This is a genomic window from Sneathiella litorea (assembly GCF_009882915.1).
GTDB classification, from domain to species: domain Bacteria; phylum Pseudomonadota; class Alphaproteobacteria; order Sneathiellales; family Sneathiellaceae; genus Sneathiella; species Sneathiella litorea.
The window spans coordinates 681,255-701,949 of sequence record NZ_WTUW01000001.1 but is presented as its reverse complement, the minus strand read 5'-3'; the positions used below and the strand labels follow the sequence as shown (position 1 = coordinate 701,949).

The 20,695-nt window shown below is 50.5% G+C and carries 18 protein-coding genes and 1 tRNA gene; 5 read left to right on the top strand and 14 right to left on the bottom strand.

What is annotated here, in order from left to right; all coding sequences use genetic code 11:
• Nucleotides 1-48 precede the first annotated feature (48 nt).
• The 7 genes from GQE98_RS03425 to tsaD form a co-directional block, all read right to left on the bottom strand.
• Nucleotides 49-1,788, bottom strand: a complete 1,740-nt coding sequence (locus tag GQE98_RS03425) for a tryptophan halogenase family protein (RefSeq protein ID WP_161314129.1) — start codon at nucleotides 1,786-1,788, stop codon at nucleotides 49-51.
• A 94-nt stretch (nucleotides 1,789-1,882) separates the two neighbouring features.
• A complete protein-coding gene (locus tag GQE98_RS03420) occupies nucleotides 1,883-2,296 on the bottom strand; it encodes an EVE domain-containing protein (RefSeq protein ID WP_161314128.1) in 414 nt (137 codons plus the stop codon).
• Nucleotides 2,297-2,304: 8 nt separating this feature from the next.
• A complete protein-coding gene (locus GQE98_RS03415) occupies nucleotides 2,305-3,468 on the bottom strand; it encodes an acyl-CoA dehydrogenase family protein (protein WP_161314127.1) in 1,164 nt (387 codons plus the stop codon).
• Between the two features lie 85 nt (nucleotides 3,469-3,553).
• Complete coding sequence (locus GQE98_RS03410; RefSeq protein WP_161314126.1) at nucleotides 3,554-3,841, bottom strand: YciI family protein; 288 nt, start codon at nucleotides 3,839-3,841, stop codon at nucleotides 3,554-3,556.
• A complete protein-coding gene (locus tag GQE98_RS03405) occupies nucleotides 3,841-4,863 on the bottom strand; it encodes an NAD(P)H-dependent glycerol-3-phosphate dehydrogenase (RefSeq protein WP_161314125.1) in 1,023 nt (340 codons plus the stop codon). Before GQE98_RS03405 ends, GQE98_RS03410 begins: the two co-directional genes overlap by 1 nt.
• Nucleotides 4,860-5,555: a ribose-5-phosphate isomerase RpiA gene (rpiA, locus tag GQE98_RS03400; RefSeq protein ID WP_161314124.1), complete on the bottom strand. Its 696-nt coding sequence runs from the start codon at nucleotides 5,553-5,555 to the stop codon at nucleotides 4,860-4,862. Before rpiA ends, GQE98_RS03405 begins: the two co-directional genes overlap by 4 nt.
• A gap of 22 nt (nucleotides 5,556-5,577) precedes the next feature.
• Entirely contained in the window at nucleotides 5,578-6,648 is a 1,071-nt protein-coding gene (gene tsaD, locus GQE98_RS03395; RefSeq protein WP_161314123.1) for a tRNA (adenosine(37)-N6)-threonylcarbamoyltransferase complex transferase subunit TsaD, read from the bottom strand.
• 68 nt (nucleotides 6,649-6,716) lie between these two features.
• On the opposite strand from tsaD, the gene hemC reads away from it, so the two are divergent.
• The 4 genes from hemC (at nucleotide 6,717) to GQE98_RS03375 (ending at nucleotide 11,272) form a co-directional block, all read left to right on the top strand.
• The gene (hemC, locus tag GQE98_RS03390; protein WP_161314122.1) at nucleotides 6,717-7,658 is read left to right on the top strand and encodes a hydroxymethylbilane synthase; all 942 of its coding nucleotides are present in this window, start codon (nucleotides 6,717-6,719) and stop codon (nucleotides 7,656-7,658) included.
• A gap of 11 nt (nucleotides 7,659-7,669) precedes the next feature.
• A complete protein-coding gene (locus GQE98_RS03385; RefSeq protein WP_161314121.1) occupies nucleotides 7,670-9,751 on the top strand; it encodes a uroporphyrinogen-III synthase in 2,082 nt (693 codons plus the stop codon).
• A 10-nt stretch (nucleotides 9,752-9,761) separates the two neighbouring features.
• Nucleotides 9,762-11,114 carry a heme biosynthesis protein HemY gene (locus GQE98_RS03380; protein WP_161314120.1) on the top strand — a complete coding sequence of 451 codons (1,353 nt, stop codon included), beginning with the start codon at nucleotides 9,762-9,764 and terminating at the stop codon, nucleotides 11,112-11,114.
• A gap of 82 nt (nucleotides 11,115-11,196) precedes the next feature.
• Nucleotides 11,197-11,272: transfer RNA gene (locus tag GQE98_RS03375), tRNA-Thr, on the top strand.
• Nucleotides 11,273-11,553: 281 nt separating this feature from the next.
• On the opposite strand, the gene GQE98_RS03370 is transcribed toward GQE98_RS03375, so the two are convergent.
• The 7 genes from GQE98_RS03370 to GQE98_RS03340 all read right to left on the bottom strand — a co-directional run bounded on the left by GQE98_RS03370 (nucleotide 11,554) and on the right by GQE98_RS03340 (nucleotide 19,736).
• Nucleotides 11,554-12,720, bottom strand: a complete 1,167-nt coding sequence (locus GQE98_RS03370) for a GmrSD restriction endonuclease domain-containing protein (RefSeq protein ID WP_161314119.1) — start codon at nucleotides 12,718-12,720, stop codon at nucleotides 11,554-11,556.
• A 4-nt stretch (nucleotides 12,721-12,724) separates the two neighbouring features.
• Nucleotides 12,725-13,876: an adenine-specific methyltransferase EcoRI family protein gene (locus tag GQE98_RS03365; protein ID WP_202526058.1), complete on the bottom strand. Its 1,152-nt coding sequence runs from the start codon at nucleotides 13,874-13,876 to the stop codon at nucleotides 12,725-12,727.
• A gap of 68 nt (nucleotides 13,877-13,944) precedes the next feature.
• Nucleotides 13,945-16,038, bottom strand: coding sequence for an AAA family ATPase (locus GQE98_RS03360; protein WP_161314118.1), 2,094 nt, complete (start codon nucleotides 16,036-16,038; stop codon nucleotides 13,945-13,947).
• Between the two features lie 182 nt (nucleotides 16,039-16,220).
• Nucleotides 16,221-17,387: a DNA glycosylase AlkZ-like family protein gene (locus GQE98_RS03355; protein WP_161314117.1), complete on the bottom strand. Its 1,167-nt coding sequence runs from the start codon at nucleotides 17,385-17,387 to the stop codon at nucleotides 16,221-16,223.
• 146 nt (nucleotides 17,388-17,533) lie between these two features.
• Complete coding sequence (locus GQE98_RS03350) at nucleotides 17,534-18,058, bottom strand: P-loop nucleotide/nucleoside kinase family protein (RefSeq protein WP_161314116.1); 525 nt, start codon at nucleotides 18,056-18,058, stop codon at nucleotides 17,534-17,536.
• Nucleotides 18,059-18,194: 136 nt separating this feature from the next.
• The gene (locus GQE98_RS03345) at nucleotides 18,195-18,830 is read right to left on the bottom strand and encodes a tyrosine-type recombinase/integrase (protein ID WP_202526057.1); all 636 of its coding nucleotides are present in this window, start codon (nucleotides 18,828-18,830) and stop codon (nucleotides 18,195-18,197) included.
• A gap of 111 nt (nucleotides 18,831-18,941) precedes the next feature.
• Nucleotides 18,942-19,736: an alpha/beta fold hydrolase gene (locus GQE98_RS03340; protein WP_161314115.1), complete on the bottom strand. Its 795-nt coding sequence runs from the start codon at nucleotides 19,734-19,736 to the stop codon at nucleotides 18,942-18,944.
• A gap of 391 nt (nucleotides 19,737-20,127) precedes the next feature.
• On the opposite strand from GQE98_RS03340, the gene GQE98_RS03335 reads away from it, so the two are divergent.
• Nucleotides 20,128-20,643, top strand: a complete 516-nt coding sequence (locus GQE98_RS03335) for a terminase small subunit (RefSeq protein ID WP_161314114.1) — start codon at nucleotides 20,128-20,130, stop codon at nucleotides 20,641-20,643.
• Nucleotides 20,644-20,695 lie beyond the last annotated feature (52 nt).

Sequence of the window (20,695 nt, the reverse complement as noted above, 5' to 3'; positions counted from 1 at the left end):
ACGCGATAAGATGCCTATCGCCAACTGCTTTCAGGAATGAGGCTTTGTTTAGAGGATATGAGAGCCGGAGAGGTCGTCCTTTTCCATTTCTTTCTCGTCTTTCTTCAAGGCAAATTTGATGCTTGGCTTTATTTGTGAAGCGCCTATTTGCACTGTCGCTTGCGGCATTTGATAATTGCTGGGCTGGCTTCCGAAGACAGGTCCATTAACGCCACCAAAAGTAAAGCCTCCCTGCGGCGTTGCGACCTCATCCTCCCCCCGTATTTTCCGGAGCAATTCATAATGATTGGGTAATCCGGCAAGTTGTTTTTGTTCATACCGGATGAAGTCAGCCATCCGTTGTTCCCAGTCTTTTCGGTCAATAAATCGTTCAGCCGGGTAACGAATATCCTTTAAATACCCTTTAGCGAAAAGAATGACATTATAGCTGAAGTAGTTAAACAGATATACGCCATCAAAATCTGTGTTAATCGGTAAGGTGTGTCGGTATTCGTCGAGAAGTTCCTTAACACTGTCCGGAACCTCCATTTCCTCGCGGGCCACCCGCCAGTATTCGCTGTCCTCGCGATTATTCGTGCAATAGTGCAGGATGATGAAATCCCGAATGGCTTGCATCATCTTTTCGGTTGTCTCATTGAACCGTTTGGCGAGGATAGGCGCGAAGCTTTTATCCGGGAAGTTAATCAAAAGAAGTTTTACAAAATTCTCAATCATATAGATCGCAGTTGACTCCAGCGGTTCAATAAAGCCGGCGGAAAGTCCGATCGCGATACAGTTCTTCTCCCACGCCCGTTCCATTCGGCCAATACGGACGGGGATGACGCGGGGGTCGGCATCTTTGGCATCATCCCCTAGATGCTTGAGAAACTCATCGCGAGCCTCTTCATCAGAACGGAAATGACTGGAAAAAACATAGCCGGTACCGATCCGGTTATAAAGCGGGACCCGCCAGGTCCAACCAGCGCCCAATGCGGTCGAGTTTGTACATGGCTCAATCTGGCGGACATCCTGGTGGGGAACTTGAACGGCCAGCGCCCGATTATTCAGAAGATATTTGCTGTAATCCTTAAAGGGAACGCCAAGCACCTGATTTATAATGACACCTTTAAACCCGGTGCAATCGATCACCAGTTCTACAGGTCGGCGACCCTGCCGCTGTAATTTAAGGGCAGAAATGTATCCGCGCTCGTCCTGCTCCACTTCCTCGACGTCATCAAGGACATGATTTACACCACGTTCGATTGATATCTCCCGCAGGAACTCTGCAAATTTTCCGGCATCCAGATGATAGGCATAATTCAACCTGGTGTCGAAATCCCCATGGGTCAGCAATTTGGGGCCAAGTTTCGCCTTGATGGCGGATCCGCTGAACGCCATGCAATCATCGAGGTTTTCACGGCCCGGGGGGCCGCCGTACTTATGGAAATGATATGCCGGATTTTGGCCGCCAAGCTGTGTTCGGATAGCTTCAAACGGATGAATAAAGGAGGTGCTCCGTCCCTTTTCATCATGGTTCCAGTTGGTAAAGCGCACCCCAAGCTTGAAGGAGGCATTACACCGTATAAAAAATTCTTTCTCAGAAATCCCGAGGCTTTTCAGTAACGCCGGCATTGTCGGCACTGTCGCTTCGCCCACGCCGATGGTAGGCACATTCGGTGATTCGATAAGGGTTACCTTGGTCGGGTTTTCTTTGTTGCGCAGATTCATGAAGCGGACAAAAAAGGCGGCCGTAAGCCATCCCGCTGTTCCGCCTCCGACAATCGTTACTTCGTTGATCTGGTTGTCCATACCAGGTCCCCCCACGAATATATGCCTAAAATACTATGGTGTGCCCATAGGTCCGTCAAGCACATCGCGGGGAAATCTGGAAAGGGGAAGCCGGTTAGAGGCCGCCCATTTTGCAAATCAGGTGCCATGATGGCTCGTCCACCGGAACCACGGAAAGGCGACTCTGACGGACCAGTGCAAGATTTTCAAGGCGCGGTTCAGCCTTGATATCCGCGAGCGTTACCGGGTTTGGAACAGATTTAACAGCCTTGACATCAACCATGCCAAAGCGTCCCCTTTCATCGGTATGATCGGGATAATATTCCTTGATCACCTCGACGATACCGACGATTTGTTTCTCCTTGACGGAGTGGTAGAAGAAACAAAGGTCGCCGATTTTCATTTCCTTCATGTTGTTCGACGCCTGATAGTTCCGCACCCCGTCCCAGAAAGTGCCATCCTCTCCTGCGTCAAGTTGGTCCTGCCAGGACCATGTCCCCGGTTCTGATTTTACTAGCCAGTATTGCATCAAGGTTCCTATTTTTTGCGCTTACCCGGAAAAATACCCATCTGCTTGGCGACAATTTCGAGCATGATTTCATTTGCACCGCCACCGACTGAAGACAAGCGCAGATCGCGATATCCACGGGAAATCCAGTTCTCTGACATAAAGCCCTGTCCGCCCCAATATTGCAAGCATTCGCTCGGAACTTTATTGCAGAGGGTGCCGACGAGATATTTGGTCATGGAGGCAAGCTTGGTCACGTCGTTGCCGTTGATATATTCCTCGACTGAGCGGTAAAGCAATGATCGGGCGGATTCGACCAAAGTCTGCAATTCCGCCATTTTGTGATACACAATCTGCTTGTCGAGGAGCGTTTCACCAAACACCTTGCGTTGGCTTGTATATTCAATCGTATCTTCGATCGCCATCTCGCAGCCACGCAGCGCGCGGGCTGCCACATACAATCTTTCCTCCTGGAACTGTCGCATCTGATAGGTAAAGCCCATGTTCTCTTCGCCGATCCGGTTGCGGACCGGGACGCGGACATCATCGAAGAACAACTGCGCGGTGTCGGAGCAGTGCAACGCCATTTTGTCGAGCTTTCGGGCGATTGAAACCCCCTTGGTTTTGAGCGGCACAATGATAAGCGATTTGTTCCGGTGCGGGCCGCCATCCTCCGACGTATTCGCCAAAAGGCAGATCCAGTCGCCCTGCACCCCGTTTGTAATCCACATCTTGGATCCATTGATGACATAATCGTCACCATCGCGCCTCGCATGGGTGCGGGTATTGGCAACGTCAGAGCCCGCCGATTCCTCGCTCACACCGATGCAGCCAACCAGTTCGCCAGCGATTGTCGGCACCAGAAATTCCTGTTTCAGTTCTTCGCTTCCATATTCGGTGAGCGCCGGGGTGCACATGGTTGTCTGTACACCAATCGAGGTTGAAACCCCGTTTGCACGAATGCTGCCAAGTTCTTCTGCAAAAACCATTTCGTAGGAAAAGTCGAGATCCAGCCCGCCATATTGCACGGGCTTTCCGATGCCTAGCAGTCCGGCATCCGCCATTCGTTTCATGACCTCATGGGCGGGGAACATCCCCTCTTTCTCCCATGCGTCAACATTCGGATTGATATGTTCGTCAATTATTCGGGTGACGGTATTCTTGAGCGCGATATGCTCTTCTGAAAACAGCATGTGACCACCTTTTTGGTTTTTTATTATTATTCACGGTGGCCACTACATCATAATATTATGGGAAACGCAATTAGCGCCAAGGCGCTTAAATGCCGTCACCGATGGCATGTTTCCAGGGTTTGACAATGACATTTTCAAAGAGGCCCGCGGCGGCATAGGGGTCCTCGGCAACCCAGGCTTTTGCGGTGTCCAGATCCGCATCCTCGAAAATCAGCAGGCTGCCGGCCGGCGTTTCTCCGTCTGCGTCCAGTGTCGGGCCCGCGAGCTTAAGCGCTTGCCCTTTGGCCTTTAGAAATTCCAGATGATCGGGCCGGGTATCCAGTCGAACCTGTAAATGATCCGCCTTGTCCGTGCAGTGAGCTATGAACAGCATTATTTTCTCTCCTTCTCTGGTGAAAAGCCTGCAAGCCGCTCATCACGGAACGGCCGGGCCAGTAATTCCTCGACAGCGCTGGAAACGGCAACGCCGCCATTTAAAATCTCGTCTACCGCGCAGCATATTGGCATCTCAATATTGAATCTCTCCGCGAGACGGCAGATGGCGGAGGCGGTGTAGACTCCTTCGGTCACTGCCGTGCGTTGTTGCAGGATTTCGCCAAGGATATCTCCCTGACCGAGCGCTGCACCAAGTGAAAAGTTCCGGGATATGGGGGAACTGCAGGTCAGCACCAGATCACCCAGCCCTGAAAGCCCCATCAATGTTTCGGCTCGCGCACCAAGTTTTTCACCCAGTCTCAAAATTTCCGCCATACCCCGCGTAATCAGGGCGGCGCGCGCATTTTCGCCAAGCTTACCGCCCGATACAACACCGCAAGCAATGGCCAGAACGTTCTTGACCGCACCGCCTATCTGCGCGCCAACGACATCATCCGTAAGATAGGGACGAAACGTCGGAAGGCCGACGGCATCGACAAGTTTTTCGCCGATCTGTTTGTTTTCTGTAGCAAGAGTAGCCGCCGCCGGGAGCCCAACAGCAATTTCCCGCGCGAAATTTGGCCCAGACAGGATTGCGAGAGGATTGTCCGGCGTTACTTCCTGCACCACCTCGCTCATCAGGCGGCCGCTGTCCTGCTCGATCCCTTTTGCGCACATGATTAAAACGGTCTCAGGCGCAAGCGACGGCTTGAGGCGGGTGAGGATTTCACGGGTCCGTTGCGCTGGCACGACCAGCAGGAGGATATCTGCATCGCTCGCAATGGCCAGATCACTTGTCGCAGTTATACCGGGGGCAAGCGGGACATTTCTAAGATACTTTTGGTTGGTTTGTTCACGGTTTAGCGCGTCCGCATGGTCTGCCTGCCGCGTCCAGAGCAGCACGTCATTACCGCATTTTCTTGCGACAATCGCCAGCGCCGTTCCCCACGCGCCTGCACCAATAACATTAATCTTTGTCATCCGCCTGGCTCGTCTGCTATCTCGATGACCTCAACACCCGCATCTGTTCCAATCAGGACAATATCGGCGAAACCGATAAACAGGCCGTGCTCGACCACACCCGGCATCGTGCTGAGGGTCAGGGCCAGATCTTCCGGTTCATCAATCTTTTCAAAATCGCAATCGTAAATATAGTTGCCTTCATCGGTGGTAAAGGAGGTGCCGTCTTTTGCGAGGCGGAGTGTTGGCGTTGAGCCGAGCGCTTCAAGCCGGGGCTTCAATGCCGGCGCGGCAAACTGGACAACCTCGACCGGGAGCTTGAAGGCGCCGAGTTGCGAGACCTTCTTCTTCGCCTCAGCGATCACGATCATCCTGTCTGAGAGGGAGGCAACGATTTTCTCCCTGAGATGCGCGCCGCCACCGCCCTTGATCAGGCGTCCTTGCGGGTCTACTTCATCGGTGCCGTCAATTGTGAGATCAATGACGTTCACCTCATCCAGGCCGACGACAGGAATACCAAGATTGCGGGCCTGTGTCGCCGTTGCTTCCGATGTCGGCACGCCGGTGATTTTCAGGCCTTTTGCAACCATTGCGCCTACGAGGTCAACCATCTTAGCTGCACAGGATCCTGTGCCAAGGCCGACAACCATGCCATCTTTGATATACTCGACGGCCTTTTCTGCGGCGGCCTGCTTCTGTTCGTCTTCTGTCATTCCAAAATTCCAGTTTTGTGTTTTAAGCTTTATATCCTGCGAAGGGAGCGGGCTCCGCATTGGGATCCAGCGGCCATCGGGCGCGTGCCATCAGGTCCAGATCATCCGTAAATCCGGCGTTTAAACGCTCGAGCCCCGCCCAGGCGATCATCGCGCCATTGTCGGTGCACAGCTTTGGTGGCGGTACTTTCAGCGCAGCCCCCTTGCTATGCACGAGTCCTCCAAGTGCACCATTCAAATATTGATTAGCGGCAACACCACCCGCAACGACCAGAGTTCCGCCCTCGCCATAATCTGCGATAAATTGTTCAAGCGCCTTTGCGACCCGGTCTATCAGGCTATCCACTGCCGCTTTCTGAAAACTGGCGGCGAGATCGGCAATGTCCGTATCACTGGCAGCATCCCCCAGCTTTTCATGCGCCTGCCGAACGGCTGTCTTAAGTCCGGAGAAGGAAAAATTACATCCTTCACGCCCCTTCATGGGCCGGGGAAAATCGAATCGATCCGGATTGCCTTTTGCCGCAGCCTTTTCAACAGCTGGGCCGCCAGGAAAACCCAGCTCAAGCATTTTCGCGGTTTTATCAAACGCTTCGCCCACCGCATCGTCAATCGTAGTCCCGAGACGCCGGTATTGCCCCACACCCTCGACCACCAAAATTTGCGAATGTCCGCCTGAAACCAGTAAGAGGAGATAGGGAAATGCTACATCGTCTGTAAGCCGGGCTGTCAACGCATGACCTTCCAGATGATTGACACCGATCAGCGGTACGCCCGCGACCGAGGCGATTGCCTTCGCGGTCATCAGCCCGACAAGAACGCCGCCAATAAGCCCCGGCCCTGCTGTCGCCGCCACAGCGGAAAGATCGGAATAGGACACTCCAGCCTCGGTCATCGCCTGATCAACCAGCCGATCCATCTCGGTTACATGGGCGCGCGCAGCAATTTCCGGCACCACGCCGCCAAATGGGGCATGGGCGTCGTTTTGCGACAGGACGACGTTTGAGAGAATTTTCTTCTCCCCCGTCACGACCGCGGCCGCTGTTTCATCGCAGCTGCTTTCCAGCCCGAGGACGATGACTTGTTTGTTTGGCATTTGTTATCTATTACAAGGGCAGTGCAAAAGTGCATTTGGCTCTAACATCTGACGGAATATCCCGCAACATGACCTTTGTCAAAAAATACAGGATTGGAACCCGGGGAAGCCCGCTCGCGCTTGCGCAGGCTGAGGAGACACGTACGCGACTTTTAGAGGCGCATAAGGACGCTCTTGACCCGGCGCAGCTGGAAATCGTTATCATCAAGACAACGGGTGATCAAATTCAGGATCGCGCCCTCAGGGAGGTCGGTGGCAAGGGCCTGTTCGTTAAGGAGATAGAAGAGGCTTTGCTTTCAAACAAGATAGATTTCGCCGTGCACTCCATGAAGGATATGGAGACGCGGTTGCCTTCTGGCCTTGTTATCGATTGTATCCTGCCACGTGAAGATGCGCGTGACGCTTTTATTTCTGCGACAGGGAAGAGTCTTGCCGAGTTGCCTGCCGGAGCGCTTGTTGGTACATCCAGCCTTCGCCGGCAGGCGCAGGTACTTAACCGGCGCCCAGATCTTCGGGTGGGTATTTTCCGCGGTAGCGTCCAGACGCGGCTTCGCAAACTTGCGGAAGGGCAGGCGGCGGCCACCATGCTGGCGCTGGCCGGACTCAAGCGCCTTGGCAATGAAGGTGTGATTACGGAACTTCTCAACGTCGAGGATATGTTGCCTGCGGTGGCGCAGGGCGCGATCGGGATAGAACGCCGGGAGGCGGATGAGGAGGTTGCGACACTGCTCGCGCCAATCAATGATTCGGTCAGTCAGTCTCGAATCTCTTGTGAACGCGCCATGCTGGAGGTGCTTGATGGCTCCTGTCACACGCCCATCGCGGGCTATGCGGAACTCGTTGACGGCAATAGCCTTAATTTACAGGCGAGCCTGCTTGCGGAGGATGGTTCTATCCGGCTGGATGCTGGTGGGCGCGGAGATATCGCCGATGCCGTTAAACTTGGCCAGGACATTGGCCATAATCTAAAGAATCAGGCAAGGGGTGCCAATATGTCTTTTGGTCTGTAAACTGAGTTGTAATGAAAATACTGATTACCAGACCCGAACCGGACGGAAGCCGTCTTGCCCGCATTTTGAAAAAGATGGGACACGAAACGCGACTTGCGCCGATGATGCATATCGAAACCTTTCGCGGCAAGCAGGTGGATATCACCGGTGCCCAGGCATTGCTTGTAACGAGTGCGAATGGCGCAAGGGCGCTTGGTCCGGCGTTGAAGTCGCGGGACATTAAGGTTTTGGCCGTTGGTGCCGCAACGGCCGAGGCGGTGCGTCATGAAGGCTTTACGGATGTTGCTGCGGCGGACGGTGACGTCAACTCGCTGGCTGCTAAGGTGATTGCTGACTGCCAGCCGGAGAACGGCCGACTTATTCATGTCGCCGGTTCCGAAGTTGCAGGGGATCTTTCCGGCATGCTTTCGGAAAAGGGATTTCAGTGCGAGCGCATCGTCCTGTATGAAGCGTTGCCGGTCACCTCTCTTGATGCAAAGATTGTTAGGGAGATAAAAAGCGGCGACCTTCCGGTCGTGCTATTTTATTCCCCGCGAACGGCAGCCATCTTTGTCGACCTCGTGACGGCGGCTGGCCTTGCGCAGCATATGAAAAATATAACGGCCTATTGTTTAAGTCAGGCCGTGGCTAGAAAACTTGAAACACTATCTTTTGCGGGCATCCATGTAGCGGCGACGCCCGACCAGGAAAACCTGCTTGCCTTGCTTGCGGCTGTCAGCCAAGCTAGGAATCAGGAAGATAATGCCGATTTGCCAAGGGAGCGAAACATGTCCGATAAAAATTCTGGCAAGACCAAGGGTGAAGGCAAAACCGCCGTACCTACTGCCGGTACGGATAGTAGAATGAAAGAGGAAACCGGCGCGGATACCAACAATGCAGCGGGAACAGAATCGCCTGTGAAAGCAGAACCGGTGGCGCCGAAATCCCGTACTGGCCTTGTTCTTCTGTTATTGCTTGCTGTGTTTTGTCTTGGTCTCGCGGCATGGCCGCTTCTGTACCCAAAAGTGGAACCTTATCTGCCGACGGAAACGGCGGCGATCATTTCCGGCCAGTTCGGAAAGGCAACTGGGGCGGATATGTCGGATGCAACGGCGGCGATTGAGGCCGTGAGGGACAACCTGAAATCGGATTATAACGCCCTGTCGGAACGAATTGCTAAAATTGAAGAGCAGGCACCGGCGGCGGACGCAGGCAGCACTGTGGATGATGGCAGGCTCGCGGAAGTTTCGAAATCGCTAAAAGAAGAACTCAGCGGACTTTCAAGTGAACTTGCGGAACAGCAAAAGAAACTCTCTGCCGCGCTGGAGCAACTAACCCAGCAGCGCGAGAGTCTTGGCGAGCTGGAGAATGCGGATCCGGTGGTTACCGATCCTAGCCCGGAAATCCAGAACCAGATTGTCGACCTTAAAACGGCGCTTCTGGATATAAAAACGCAAATAACCAGTCTGGAAACCACGATTGATAGTGATCGGGAGGCCGTGAAATCTCAGGCGCAGCAGCTTTCCTCGCTTGCAGGCACACTGAAAGCGGAGATTGCCAGCAAGTCTGAGGATGTAGCGGAAAATCAGCGGACCCTGATGCTTCTCGCCATCGGTCAGCTTCAACGGGAGACCCGCGGAAGCGACCCTTTTGAAAATGGTCTGAAACAGGTTGCTGCTGTCGCCAATGATAAGTTTGAGGGGACAATTGAAAAGCTGCAACCGATTGCCCCGGTTGGTGCGCCAACACTGGCAAATCTACAGAAAGATTTCGCCGAGATTGCGTCGGATATCAGTCAGGCGGCGCGGCTTCCGTCTGAGGAAACCTGGTACGGGCAGGCGCTCCACCGTATAGCGTCTGCTGTCAAGTTCCGTCGTGTCGATGATGTCGAGGGGAGTGATGTGGATGCCGTGGTCGCCCGCGCTGAGCGGGACCTTGCGAACAATGATCTCGACAAGGCTGTCACGGAAATTGAAAAGCTCTCCGGTGCCGCGAAGGAGGTGGCCGCCCCCTGGCTCGAGAAAGCGAAGGTCCGGCTAACCGTCGAAAGTTCCATTGCTGGATTGCTGCAGGAAGCAACGACGACAGCCATTTCCAAGCCAACGTCTAACTAGAGGGCCTGACATGATACGCACAATCCTTGTCTTTGCCCTAATTGTTGTCATCGCGGTGGCCGCGGTTTGGCTCTCCGACTACCCTGGCGATGTTCGCCTGACCTGGGGCGGTTATGTGGTGGAGACTTCAGTAATTATTGTCGGGGCGCTCGCCTTTGTCTTTGCGGTATTTGTGGCGCTTATTTACCGGTTCTGGATCTGGTTGAAACATGGACCCGGTCGTATTGGCGCTATTTTCTCTGCACGCCGCCGTAACAAGGGCCTTGAGGCAATTTCAAGCGGGATGGTCGCCATCGCCGCCGGAGATGCAGTAGAGGCCCGTCGCCAGGCCGTCGCCGCTGAAAAGCATCTGTCGGGTGAACCGATGACGCTGTTATTGGCGGCACAGGCCGCTGAGCTCAACGAGGATAATCGAGCGGCGAGTATTTATTATGACCGCATGATGTCCCGCGATGATACGGAGTTTCTGGGTCTTCGAGGGTTGATAAACCGGGCGATCAAGGAAGGAGATCTCGAAAAAGCGCGAGATCTTGCGAAGAGGGCGGATGAGTTGCGGCCCGGCACTTCCTGGGTTCTGAAAGAACTCTATGAACTGGCCCTGAAACTCCGCGACTGGGAAGGGGCGGAGAGTGCGCTCACGCGCCTTGCTCGCGGAAAGAGCGCGAAAGGCGATGCGGTCAAGCGCGCGAAGGCAGTGATTACGTATGAACAGGCACTTTCTGCCATGAAAGAAAAAGAAACGGCAAAGGCTCTTTCGCTTGCACAGCAAGCGCATGAGCTAGCCCCGACTTTTGTGCCGGCTGCCGTGCTAGATGTTGAATTGACGGCGGAACAGGGGTCGACACGCAAATTGCATAAGCTGATCGGAGAGGCCTGGAAACACGCGCCGCATCGTGATCTTGCAGAAGCGATACGCAGCTCTGTATCTGGCGAGCAACCTTCTGATTGGTTCCGGCGGGCGAAAGAAACTGTGGCACCACATAACCCCGATCATGTTGAAACACATCTTATGCTGGCCAAGGCTGCTCTCGCCTCCAATAACTGGGCTCCGGCGCGTGAACATCTGATGAGGGCAGGAGGCGACAATCCGTCGGCAAGTATTTTTCGAATGCTGGCGGAATTGGAGGAAAAGGCGAATGCCGATGCCTTCGCCGCGCGCGAGTGGATTGTGAAAAGCTCACTTGCACCGCAGGACCCCCTCTGGATTTGCAACTCCTGCGGACGTCAGGAAGAAAAATGGCAAGCTCATTGTCCAGCCTGCGACAGCTTTGATAGTTTTGCCTGGAAAACTGCGGACAGAGGACCACATAATCCTGATGTGATCGAGGCAGAGATCGTCCGCGAGATCAGCGCTGACCGTTAATCGCGAGGCAATTGGGGTAAGCCGTACGAAACGCTTGCTCTTCTTTTCGAGACAGACTATATGTTGCCGAAATTCACGATGTGCCGCTGTAGCTCAGTTGGTAGAGCACCGCATTCGTAATGCGTAGGTCGGGTGTTCGAGTCACCCCAGCGGCACCATTTATGTTAGATAATCTACTGAATAATAATATATAATATGACAAAATAGTTTTTATATCCCCCTAATTATCCCCCTTATATGCCATGGTACCCTCCATGACTTAGTATCTGCGAAGCGTAGAAAAGCGGAAGTGGCGTATGACCATGAAAAACTTTTCAGTTTGGCCCGAAGCATCTATAAAAAGTATACCAACGAACGCTTATCATGGGCGGAAAGCTGACGTTCGCGGAGCGAACGCCCAACACGAAATTGTTCTGCGTAAAGCCCACTGCGACCCTTTTTACCGATTACCCTTGGCACGATTGTGAGTCTTGCAAAGCATTTCACAATTTTTGACAGAAGTTGTACCGCCTTTGCTCCAAGCGGAGACATGGTCAGCTTCCATTTCCTTCATCGACCATATCTTACTTTTGTTAGCGTCGTGGCCTAACGCGCAATGCGGACAGTTCGACGTACCCTTTGCTTTTGCGGCCTTGGTTTGTTGTTCATAAACAGACCGCTTCATGGCTTCATCAAAAACCCTAATGTCCAAAAGCTTAGAGTCCTGAGACCCGCCTAGAACATATTCAAACACCCCACGCCTGTTTTTAACAAAGGGGTCTCCGTACAGCTCCACTACCTCTGCGGAAACGGCGGCTGGATCATAGGATGTTTTGTGGTGGTTTTCGTACAGCCTCCCCCATTCTAGTCCCTGCATCTCCTTCTCAACGTCCGTGAAGACGCTCGAAACCCAGTCGATTACGCTGTCGAAATAGCTCTTTAATTCGGTGATGGTGTTGTCTGTACGATGGCTGCTCATATAGGTCCCAACATCGCCCTTGCTGACCCAATCCAAAGCGCGTTCAAGGTAGTCCTGCCGGTTGGCACTACCCTTGATATAAGTCGACCATTTTTGAATATTTGCATTCTGGCTGTTGCTGAACTCGGCCTTTGCTAGTGTCACAAACGGGCCGGAATAGATCGCATTTAACAGTTCTTGAGGTTTCAACGGAACGCCTGCGATGTTGATCGTCTCAAACCACTGTTTGATTTCGGTCTCCGTACCTTCGCAAACATAGATCAGCATTTTTGAATCGAGTATTCTTGCCTGCTGGTCCTTCGGAAGGCTGTCAAAGAGCTTGGGGTTCTCGCCATCCATGATAGCGAATTTATTGGTGACAAACCGTCCAATGCTGGTGATGCGTTGTTGGCCGTCCAGAACCTCGAACTTTTCGTCACCCACTTTGTTGAAGTAAATCAACCCCAACGGATACCCCTTCAACAGGGACTCAATGACTGCCTGTTCACGTTTGCCGTTGTCTTCCGCATAGATGTAGTTGCGCTGATACTCTGGCTGAATCGTGAGTTTGCCCGCCAACCCGAACAGCCCTTTGCCTTCGAGCTGATTAAACAAGAAGCCTTCGCAAATGTTTGCGACGCAAATTTCAGTTTCTAATAATGTTTGCATTAACTCAACGTCTCGCCTTTATAAAAATTCGATCATAGGTGCGTTTGCCGCCAAGGATCGAACAGCCTCCGCGATCATCTTTGTGGCGCGAATAACCCATTCGGATCAAAATATCTTGAGGAGTGGATGCGCGCGTATTTCCACTCGCCTGCCAGATTATTTCAAACTGATCCGGCGAGTATTTATCTAGGAAACTGATGGGAACCCCCATAATGCCATCATAATCAGCAGGTATGGCCGCAGTGAATGGGACTTCTATTGCATCATAGTTTTCGTATTTTTCATATGCCAGCTTCCCTTCAAGTTTCTTGTTAAATTTGAGATTGTCGGCCTTTGACATAAGATTCAGGGGTTCATGCCTTCGCCCATGGTCCAGATTGGTGAACCATCGCACACCCTTTACTCGGATATACTTATTCCCATCATCGCCAACACGCGAACCGGCGGCGTTAAGCGGGTAACTCTGAGGAACTTGAAACTCACGATCTCCGCTAGAAATACTCGGACCAAGCCACAAGCGATTGCTTTGAATGTGAGGAAAAACAGCCTTGTACTTGATCGCATTCATATTTCCGATCACCAGTATTTGTTTTCCGTGCTCCATCAATAAATCTAAGTATTCTCGGAAGAGAGAGAATGGCGGGTTCGTAACTATAATGTCTGCTTCGGCGAGCAATTCAATGCATTCTTCGCTTCTAAAATCACCACCTCCCTCGAGAGGCCTATGGGAATGCGGGTTGTTTTCCAGAAAAAATTTGACGTCTTCAATCCCGACTGCCCCGTCTCCGTCGAAGTCAGTTACTTCTTCAATCTCTACGCAAATAGCCTTGGGCTTTTCACGCTCCTCGTTACCAGCAGTGTACTCATCAAACGTAACTTGCCCACCGGCAATGGAGGAACCATCATAACTAGTGCTGATCAGCTTACGCAGGCCCAACCGATTGAAGTTTGCTGCGAAGTATTTGAAAAAGTTGCTTTCAAAGGGATCGTCACAGTTGCAGTAAACCGTCTTGTCGCGAAACGTATCATGGTCATACTCAAGATACGCCTCAACTTCCTTCTGAATGTCGACATACTGTGTGTAAAACTCGTCCTTCTTTGCCGTCTTCGCTGCGGTTAAGCCGAGGTTCATCGATTTTTTTTCTGTCGTCGCCATGATCCCAACTTTCTAACTTCTAGCCTATTTTAGGTTAATGCTTCAGCTAAAACAATGCGTTATGAGCACTACGCGTCCTGCAAGAGCCTAGAACATTCTTCAACGACATATTCTGGCACGCTCTCAAACTTGTGGGGGTTGAGTTGCATAACATACTCATTTTCGATGTGGTACGATTCATTGATAAATTTCGAAATGATGTCGTCTTGATGCTTGCCTCTGATGATCCTGAACAGTTGGATTTTCTCGTATCCAACGTCAGTTCCAAGGAATTTCGCCTTCATCACTTCATCATCACCAACCTGCTGTACCAATGCATCGTAGGCGAATGATGGTATCAGTGTCTTAATTTTAGTCTCGGCGTCGGTTTTCTCCTGTGCTGTCATGTCACGATTTTCAGTTGCGGTTGCTAAAGTCGGAACCGCCCGCCCTTTGAACAAACTAGCAAGAAGATTGTACTCTAATCCTACGTTGTCCAAAATTTCATAATGCCTACGTAGGTAAATAGCTTTGATCACATCGTCGATGTTTTCCGACAGGATGTCTTTGCAGATTTTTGCAAATGTGCGGATGTCATCGCTTGTGATTAGCGTTTCCTTGACCTCGCCTTGCCGACAAGAGAGGAAAGTCGCTGATGGCTTCGGGTCTTTAAATTTGTGAGCCATGCCTTTGACGACATCGATAGCTGGCTCAATGTCGTGAGTAAGCATCAAGGTAGTCCGATCTCGAAGACTACCTTTCCGCCTGAACAGCTGATGTATGATCGCAAATTTCTTGTTCTTGTCGAAGGATGAGATCGGATCGTCTAGTATGACGATGTCGGGGTCTTCGCTAATCACCTGATGCATGAAGAGTACCAAAGCGAAAGCGTTCTTCTCGCCGTAGCTAAGATGTGCTGAGGCAGAGTCGACGAATTCTGATAGGTCTTCGTGGATCAGTTTCATCTTGTAAGAATCTGGTTCAGATATGATCTGCACGGAGTACTTGTAGCCCGCAGACTTCAAGAACCCATTGATGCTATCTTGGTTCTCTTCGATGGTTTTTTTGATCTTCGCTTTGTGCTTGTTGATCTGACCTTTGAGGTTGCCGACTTGCTCAATCAGCTTATCCAATTGGGCATTTATCGGGTCGGTGACTGCCCGAGTCTGATCGGAATCGAGCTTATCAATCATACCAAGGTCAATTTTAAAAAGGGGCATTTTCTTGTCGATCTCATCCACGTCGCGGAGCGAAAAGAATGAAATTGTTCTCAGCCCATCTAGCTGCTGGATCAACGCTTCAATGCTATTTTTGAGATCACTCAGGAAGCTTTTTTGCGGTGCAGTCAGCTCCGTTTTTGCTTTTGTGATCTTTGCTAAGTTCTCTTGGCAACCATCACTAAAGTACTTTCCCAAACGCTCGATGACTTCCTTCAAATTGTTGAGGTGACTGATGGCTGTCGCATCGTATTCCTTGGCAACGGCCAGTGCTGTTTCCTTTTGCTCAGGTTTGGGCAGTTCAGTTGCGCAATAGGGGCAGGTATCTCCTAACTCTAGAAACTCCTTGCCTTTGATCTGCCACCCTATCCATTTTGATGGGTTGGCGCTCTTCACGAACATCTCAAACGGCATCAACGCATCTGGAATGTTGTCAATCTTATTGCCTGAACCAAATGCTTTGAGCACTTTGCTGGACTTCGCGATTGAGCCATCTTTGTTAGGCTTACCGAAGGCATCTCTAAGGTCTTTGAGATCCTTTGTCGTTTGTTCGATTTCTGGGCGATCTGCAAAGGCCTTCTTGATACCATCAAAGAGCTTTTCAATGTCAGCCATTGCTGTGTCGTACTCAGGCGTTTTGATGAAAATATCAAAGCTGTTTTTGACAACCTCATCCTGCTGAAAAGCAAACAAATTAACGTATGCTTCATCGAAAACAAGCGCAGAACTGATATCCCCAATCCCATCAACCTTTGGCTGCGCTGCATCGGCTTTTCCACGGCTCTTGAAAGGTACAAGATCTGCCAAAGTACCATCGTCACGGGCTTGGCTAACTATTGCTTTGGCGATCGTACTTTTTCCAAGCCCATTGGGTCCAAACTTGATGTTCAAACATCCCTTTTTCACGCCAATGTTTGCAGTGTCGATACTGTTGCAGTTTTCGATGACAATTTCATAGTCGTCCATTGATACTTCCATAGTTGTTTGAACCTATTGTAGAGACTAAGAACGGGCGATGAAAGTGTCGGTTGCCCAACTGTCTGGATATTTTTTCTAGCAAAGAGTTAGCATGTTGGATGCCAATGTCCGCTAAGGGCCGGAAGTGCCGCTGTCAATCTGGGCGGTTTGCTTATCTTTGTATCATGTACTTACACAGTCCAGACAACGTCATTGACTCCGACAAATTTCTTCATACGTTCCAACTCCGATGTCAGTTTCTGGTAACGGCTGCCGGGCCATTGGCATCCTTTTTCAGGCCAAAAGTTGATCACGTTTAGAAAAGAGTTTTTGCGATCCGCCTTTACTTCTATGCGACCAACAAACCGGTGGCCTTCTAGGATTGGATAGACATAGTAGCCCCAAATGCGTTTAGCCTCTGGCACGAACATTTCCACCCGATACTCAAAACCAAACAAACGAGATAAGCGATCCCGATCGCGAATAACTGGATCAAAAGGATTGAGAATACGAAGCCGACTAGTGGCAGGCTTCAAAACATCTATTCTTTCTTCTATGTCCGCAAGTGCAAACGCAGTAATCCTGCTTCTTTGCGCTGTTTCGATTTCAACAGTTTGAAGGGTTGAATCCGAACGAGCGAGCCAGTCGCGCACTTCTGTGGCGCTCAACGCATCCCAATATCTTTGAACTTCACCAACAGTACCAAAACCCATTCGATCCAAGGCAGCACGACATAACCAGTCAATCTGCTCTTCATCACTCATTTTGGTACGGTGCAATTCCGCAGGAAAGACACGTTCTGCCAGATCATAGAATTTGGTGAAATTCGCTCTGTGGCAAGTCGCAAGTTCGCCGCTGTACCACATGTAGTCCAGCGCAAGTTTATGCGGTGGACGTGACCACATCTTCTTCTCTCCGACAGCTTTCGTATCAAAGGCGTGTGTCGACAATGGTCCCTCTTTGCGAATGCGTTCTAATATGGCTTTGCGAATAGATTTATCAGGTGGGTTTTTTAACCATCCTGGGCGATCCATCTGCTCCTTTTTACGTCGAAACTGGCGGCGCCACATCGGAAGATAGTCCATCGGAATAACTGATGCATCATGGGTGAAGTGCTCGAAAATAGACCGGTCTTGTCCAAGCAATTGATCAAGCATGGGTTCGCGGTAGTGCTGATTGCGACTCCAAAGAATATGATGATGCGCTCGCGAAACAACTTGTATCGTATCAAGCTGTACAAAACCAAGTTTCTTTATGATCCCCAGTACATCTAGCGGTCCGGTTGGAGCATCGCCTAACCCTTGCGATGAAAGCCAAAGCTGGCGTGCTTCTTTATTTGAAATGGATATCGGTTTCACGAAATTCTCAGTCTATGCAGGAGGTAGCGCATTCTTGATAGAACATTCGTAATAAGTCTGCAATCTAAGCAGTCAATCAGATAAATACCCAATTCGATAGCAACAAACGCCCGCTGCCGTTGCCTAAGTCCGAAATGCGCCCAAGCCTAAGAAATTGTGGGCTGCAGGTTTGCCATTTCATCTGCTATAATAACTGCACATTTTTCGATTGAATCTATGCTGGTATCCACAATTAAACGATCTTCGTGCCAAGGTTCGTATATTCGACTGGTTATTTTTCTCCAGTTGGGAACAACGAGGCCTTCGATGTCACTTTCACGTTTCTCTACTCTGTCGTGATGAACGGATAGATCAGAGCAAACCACCTCAACGTTCAACAGGTGAGCCTCGCCAGCGGTGGCAGTTTCAGCCCATAATTTTCTCGATATATCAATTGGATTGACCGTATCCGCGATTACGTCAAAGCCAAGTAAGAGATTGTCTATCGCGACAGAAGCTATTACCAAGTAGCCTGCTTCTTCAGCTGGATGGATTCTCAGGGAACTGTTCTTCAATGCTGCCTCAACGGAATCTACCCGTAGATGGATGGCTATGACTTTCGCCGCCAATTCCTTCGCTAGAGTTGTCTTGCCCACTCCAGGAAGGCCAGAAAGAGATACCAATATAGTCATATTTCAAACATAACAGGGTTCCATTTTGCAAGCTACGCTGATGTCGAAAAGTCAGTTTTGGAGAAACTCAAAGTACAAAACAAATAGGGCTAAAACGACTGCTTTGGGCCGGTTGTTCAACCGACCCAACAGGCAGTTAGATCTCGACATCTTCAGAAATGGCTAGTGCGTCTTCCAAATCTACTCCAAGATAACGAACGGTACTGTCCATTTTTGTGTGGCCAAGTAGAAGCTGAACTGCTCTGAGATTGCCCGTCTTTTTATAGATTTGTGCAACCTTGGTTCTGCGCATCGAATGCGTTCCATAGGCACTAGGTTCAAGTCCAATAGACATCACCCAGTCTTTTAGCATTCGTGCGTATTGTCGCGTCGAGATGTGCGGACGGTCTTGGAACCGACTAGGCCACAAATAGTCATGACCACTCATAAGCGGATGAGCAATCCAATCAGAAACGGAGATCCTTGTCCCTTTAGTGATTTCAAATCGAACAGGTGTTTTCGTTTTGCTCTGCAAAATCGAGGCGCGTTCTTTGACTGAACCAGCCGAGAAGACATCCGCCACTCTCAATCGAACGAGATCACACCCTCTCAATTTACTGTCGATGGCCATATTGAACAATGCCAGGTCACGCAACCGTTTTGAAAGCTCAAGCCGGACTCTAATTGCCCAAACATGTTTAGGAAGCAACGGTCGTTTTTGTCCAATTATTCGACAGTGGTTCCAAGCATGTTTCGAGGGGATGATCATCGGGAGATTGTTGGAAGCAGACATAGCTAGTCCTTTGTTCCATACCCTCCATCCTCAACACTGAGACATTCAGCAACACACTCTTCACCTCTGTAGCAAGAATTGCAAATTCCGCTTCGAGCCCAAAGGGACATCTTAAGTGAGCGCGTTTGCTACGATCGGGTTGATTAAATCAGGCTTCGTTAGAGCAGCCATATGTCCACCACGGTTGATCTGTTCGTGCTTCCAGTTGGGGATGTTTTGCTTCATTAACGCACAAATCTCGCGGATAGAGCGAACGGTGTCTGCGGCAGAGATGACGGTTGTTGCTTTGGGCAGGCTAATTTCCCATTCTGCTAAAGAAATCTCTTCGTTCATTACCCCATCCCATTCATGGAAATTAGGTTCTAGGTTTTTGGTGAACTTGGATTTTCTGTCGTCAGGCATCGCGTCCCAACTTCCTTCTCCCGTCCAATAGTTAGCAAATACCTCTGCGGCGATACCCCATGATTTGGTTCTCCCTTTTTCCATAATCACATCTCTTAAATTAACCGCCTCTTGATAGGCTTCGGATCGCTCATGTTGTCTAAGTAAATAAAAAGGGTTTGGTTCGATCAATACGAGGCGGTCGACCTGATCTTTGAACAACGCGGCCGCTTTCATGGCAACACTTCCGCCAAAGGAATGCCCTACGATTGAGACGGCGTCGCCATTTTTCGGTAGGAATGGAACCATAAGTTTCGCCTGATCAGCTAACGATTGCGGCCGGCTATCATCCCATGCAACTGTTTGTCCATAGCCATACAGATTGATTGCAATCAGATGGTACCTATCCGCAAGCGTATTCATCAAACTGCGCCACTGTCTTGCCCCCGCAGCAGTTGAATGGAAAAGGATGACCTTTTGCCCTTGCCCCACCTCAATAAAATCCGGCTTTGCCTGCCTGATCATAGTAATCCTCCCACTCATTTGAGGGACAAGGCATATCATAAGTCAGCAGCTTTTGATACTTAAACAGCTTGATGGGAGAATAAACGTTTTGTCCGCTCTGTTGCCATACAACTGGTCAAATTGTTGGTCTTTGCCCGAATGTCCGCTTTCGGGAGGATGCATGCTGATCGCTATTGGTAAGTGAAGGTTGGCTATGGGCCGAAATTGCCAATGCGAGTATACATACCGAAAGTCTAGAAAGGGCTCGGAGTTGTTATTCGCTTCAAATCCAGCCGATATTCGCAATGAGATTATCCGCAGAGGTATAAAATCCCACGGGTTGATTTCGCCTCATGCCTTCGGCACCGATATCAAGTATTATTGCCTTGGAATTGATGATTAGGAGAATATCATGGGGAAGAAAGCAGAACCCGAAGATAAGCGGCTTGGAAACCAGTTTTGGCGCATCCGCTCAATCCATGGCCGAAACCCTGATTTCCCGACGCCCGAAAAGCTGGAATCCGCATGTGAGGAATATTTCGATTTCGCCGAGAGCAATCCGCTGATCAGCGCAAAGCCGCACGTCATTGATGGCGAGATCGTCTATAGTCAAACGCCGATTTTGCGCGCCATGACGATCAAGCATTTATGCCGCTTCTTGGGTATATCGCACCAAACATGGCTGAATTATAAAAACCATCAAAATAAAGGTTTTCTTGTAGTCATTACGCGCGTCGAGAATATTATATATTGCCAAAAGTTTTCCGGAGCCGCTGCAAACCTTTTAAACGCCAACATAATCGCCCGCGATCTTGGCCTCAGGGATGAAAGCAGCGTTAAGCTAAAAACGTCCAATTGTGAACTTCCGTCCGACATATCGCCGGAGAAGGCTGCTGATAAGTACAAGAACTTTTTAGACCGGAAATAGCATGGTCGCAAAAGCCGGACGGCAAAAAGCCTCACCAACGATCATCCCGCCT

Coding starts and splice junctions, on each gene's coding strand:
- GQE98_RS03370 (WP_161314119.1), bottom strand. CDS start 12,720: ATGCAAACATTATTAGAAACTGAAATTTGCGTCGCAAACATTTGCGAA.
- GQE98_RS03360 (WP_161314118.1), bottom strand. CDS start 16,038: ATGGACGACTATGAAATTGTCATCGAAAACTGCAACAGTATCGACACT.
- GQE98_RS03335 (WP_161314114.1), top strand. CDS start 20,128: ATGGGGAAGAAAGCAGAACCCGAAGATAAGCGGCTTGGAAACCAGTTT.
- GQE98_RS03405 (WP_161314125.1), bottom strand. CDS start 4,863: ATGACAAAGATTAATGTTATTGGTGCAGGCGCGTGGGGAACGGCGCTG.
- GQE98_RS03415 (WP_161314127.1), bottom strand. CDS start 3,468: ATGCTGTTTTCAGAAGAGCATATCGCGCTCAAGAATACCGTCACCCGA.
- GQE98_RS03425 (WP_161314129.1), bottom strand. CDS start 1,788: ATGGACAACCAGATCAACGAAGTAACGATTGTCGGAGGCGGAACAGCG.
- hemC (WP_161314122.1), top strand. CDS start 6,717: ATGACCTTTGTCAAAAAATACAGGATTGGAACCCGGGGAAGCCCGCTC.
- GQE98_RS03340 (WP_161314115.1), bottom strand. CDS start 19,736: ATGATCAGGCAGGCAAAGCCGGATTTTATTGAGGTGGGGCAAGGGCAA.
- GQE98_RS03420 (WP_161314128.1), bottom strand. CDS start 2,296: ATGCAATACTGGCTAGTAAAATCAGAACCGGGGACATGGTCCTGGCAG.
- GQE98_RS03385 (WP_161314121.1), top strand. CDS start 7,670: ATGAAAATACTGATTACCAGACCCGAACCGGACGGAAGCCGTCTTGCC.
- GQE98_RS03380 (WP_161314120.1), top strand. CDS start 9,762: ATGATACGCACAATCCTTGTCTTTGCCCTAATTGTTGTCATCGCGGTG.
- GQE98_RS03345 (WP_202526057.1), bottom strand. CDS start 18,830: ATGTCTGCTTCCAACAATCTCCCGATGATCATCCCCTCGAAACATGCT.
- tsaD (WP_161314123.1), bottom strand. CDS start 6,648: ATGCCAAACAAACAAGTCATCGTCCTCGGGCTGGAAAGCAGCTGCGAT.
- GQE98_RS03365 (WP_202526058.1), bottom strand. CDS start 13,876: ATGGCGACGACAGAAAAAAAATCGATGAACCTCGGCTTAACCGCAGCG.
- GQE98_RS03410 (WP_161314126.1), bottom strand. CDS start 3,841: ATGCTGTTCATAGCTCACTGCACGGACAAGGCGGATCATTTACAGGTT.
- rpiA (WP_161314124.1), bottom strand. CDS start 5,555: ATGACAGAAGACGAACAGAAGCAGGCCGCCGCAGAAAAGGCCGTCGAG.
- GQE98_RS03350 (WP_161314116.1), bottom strand. CDS start 18,058: ATGACTATATTGGTATCTCTTTCTGGCCTTCCTGGAGTGGGCAAGACA.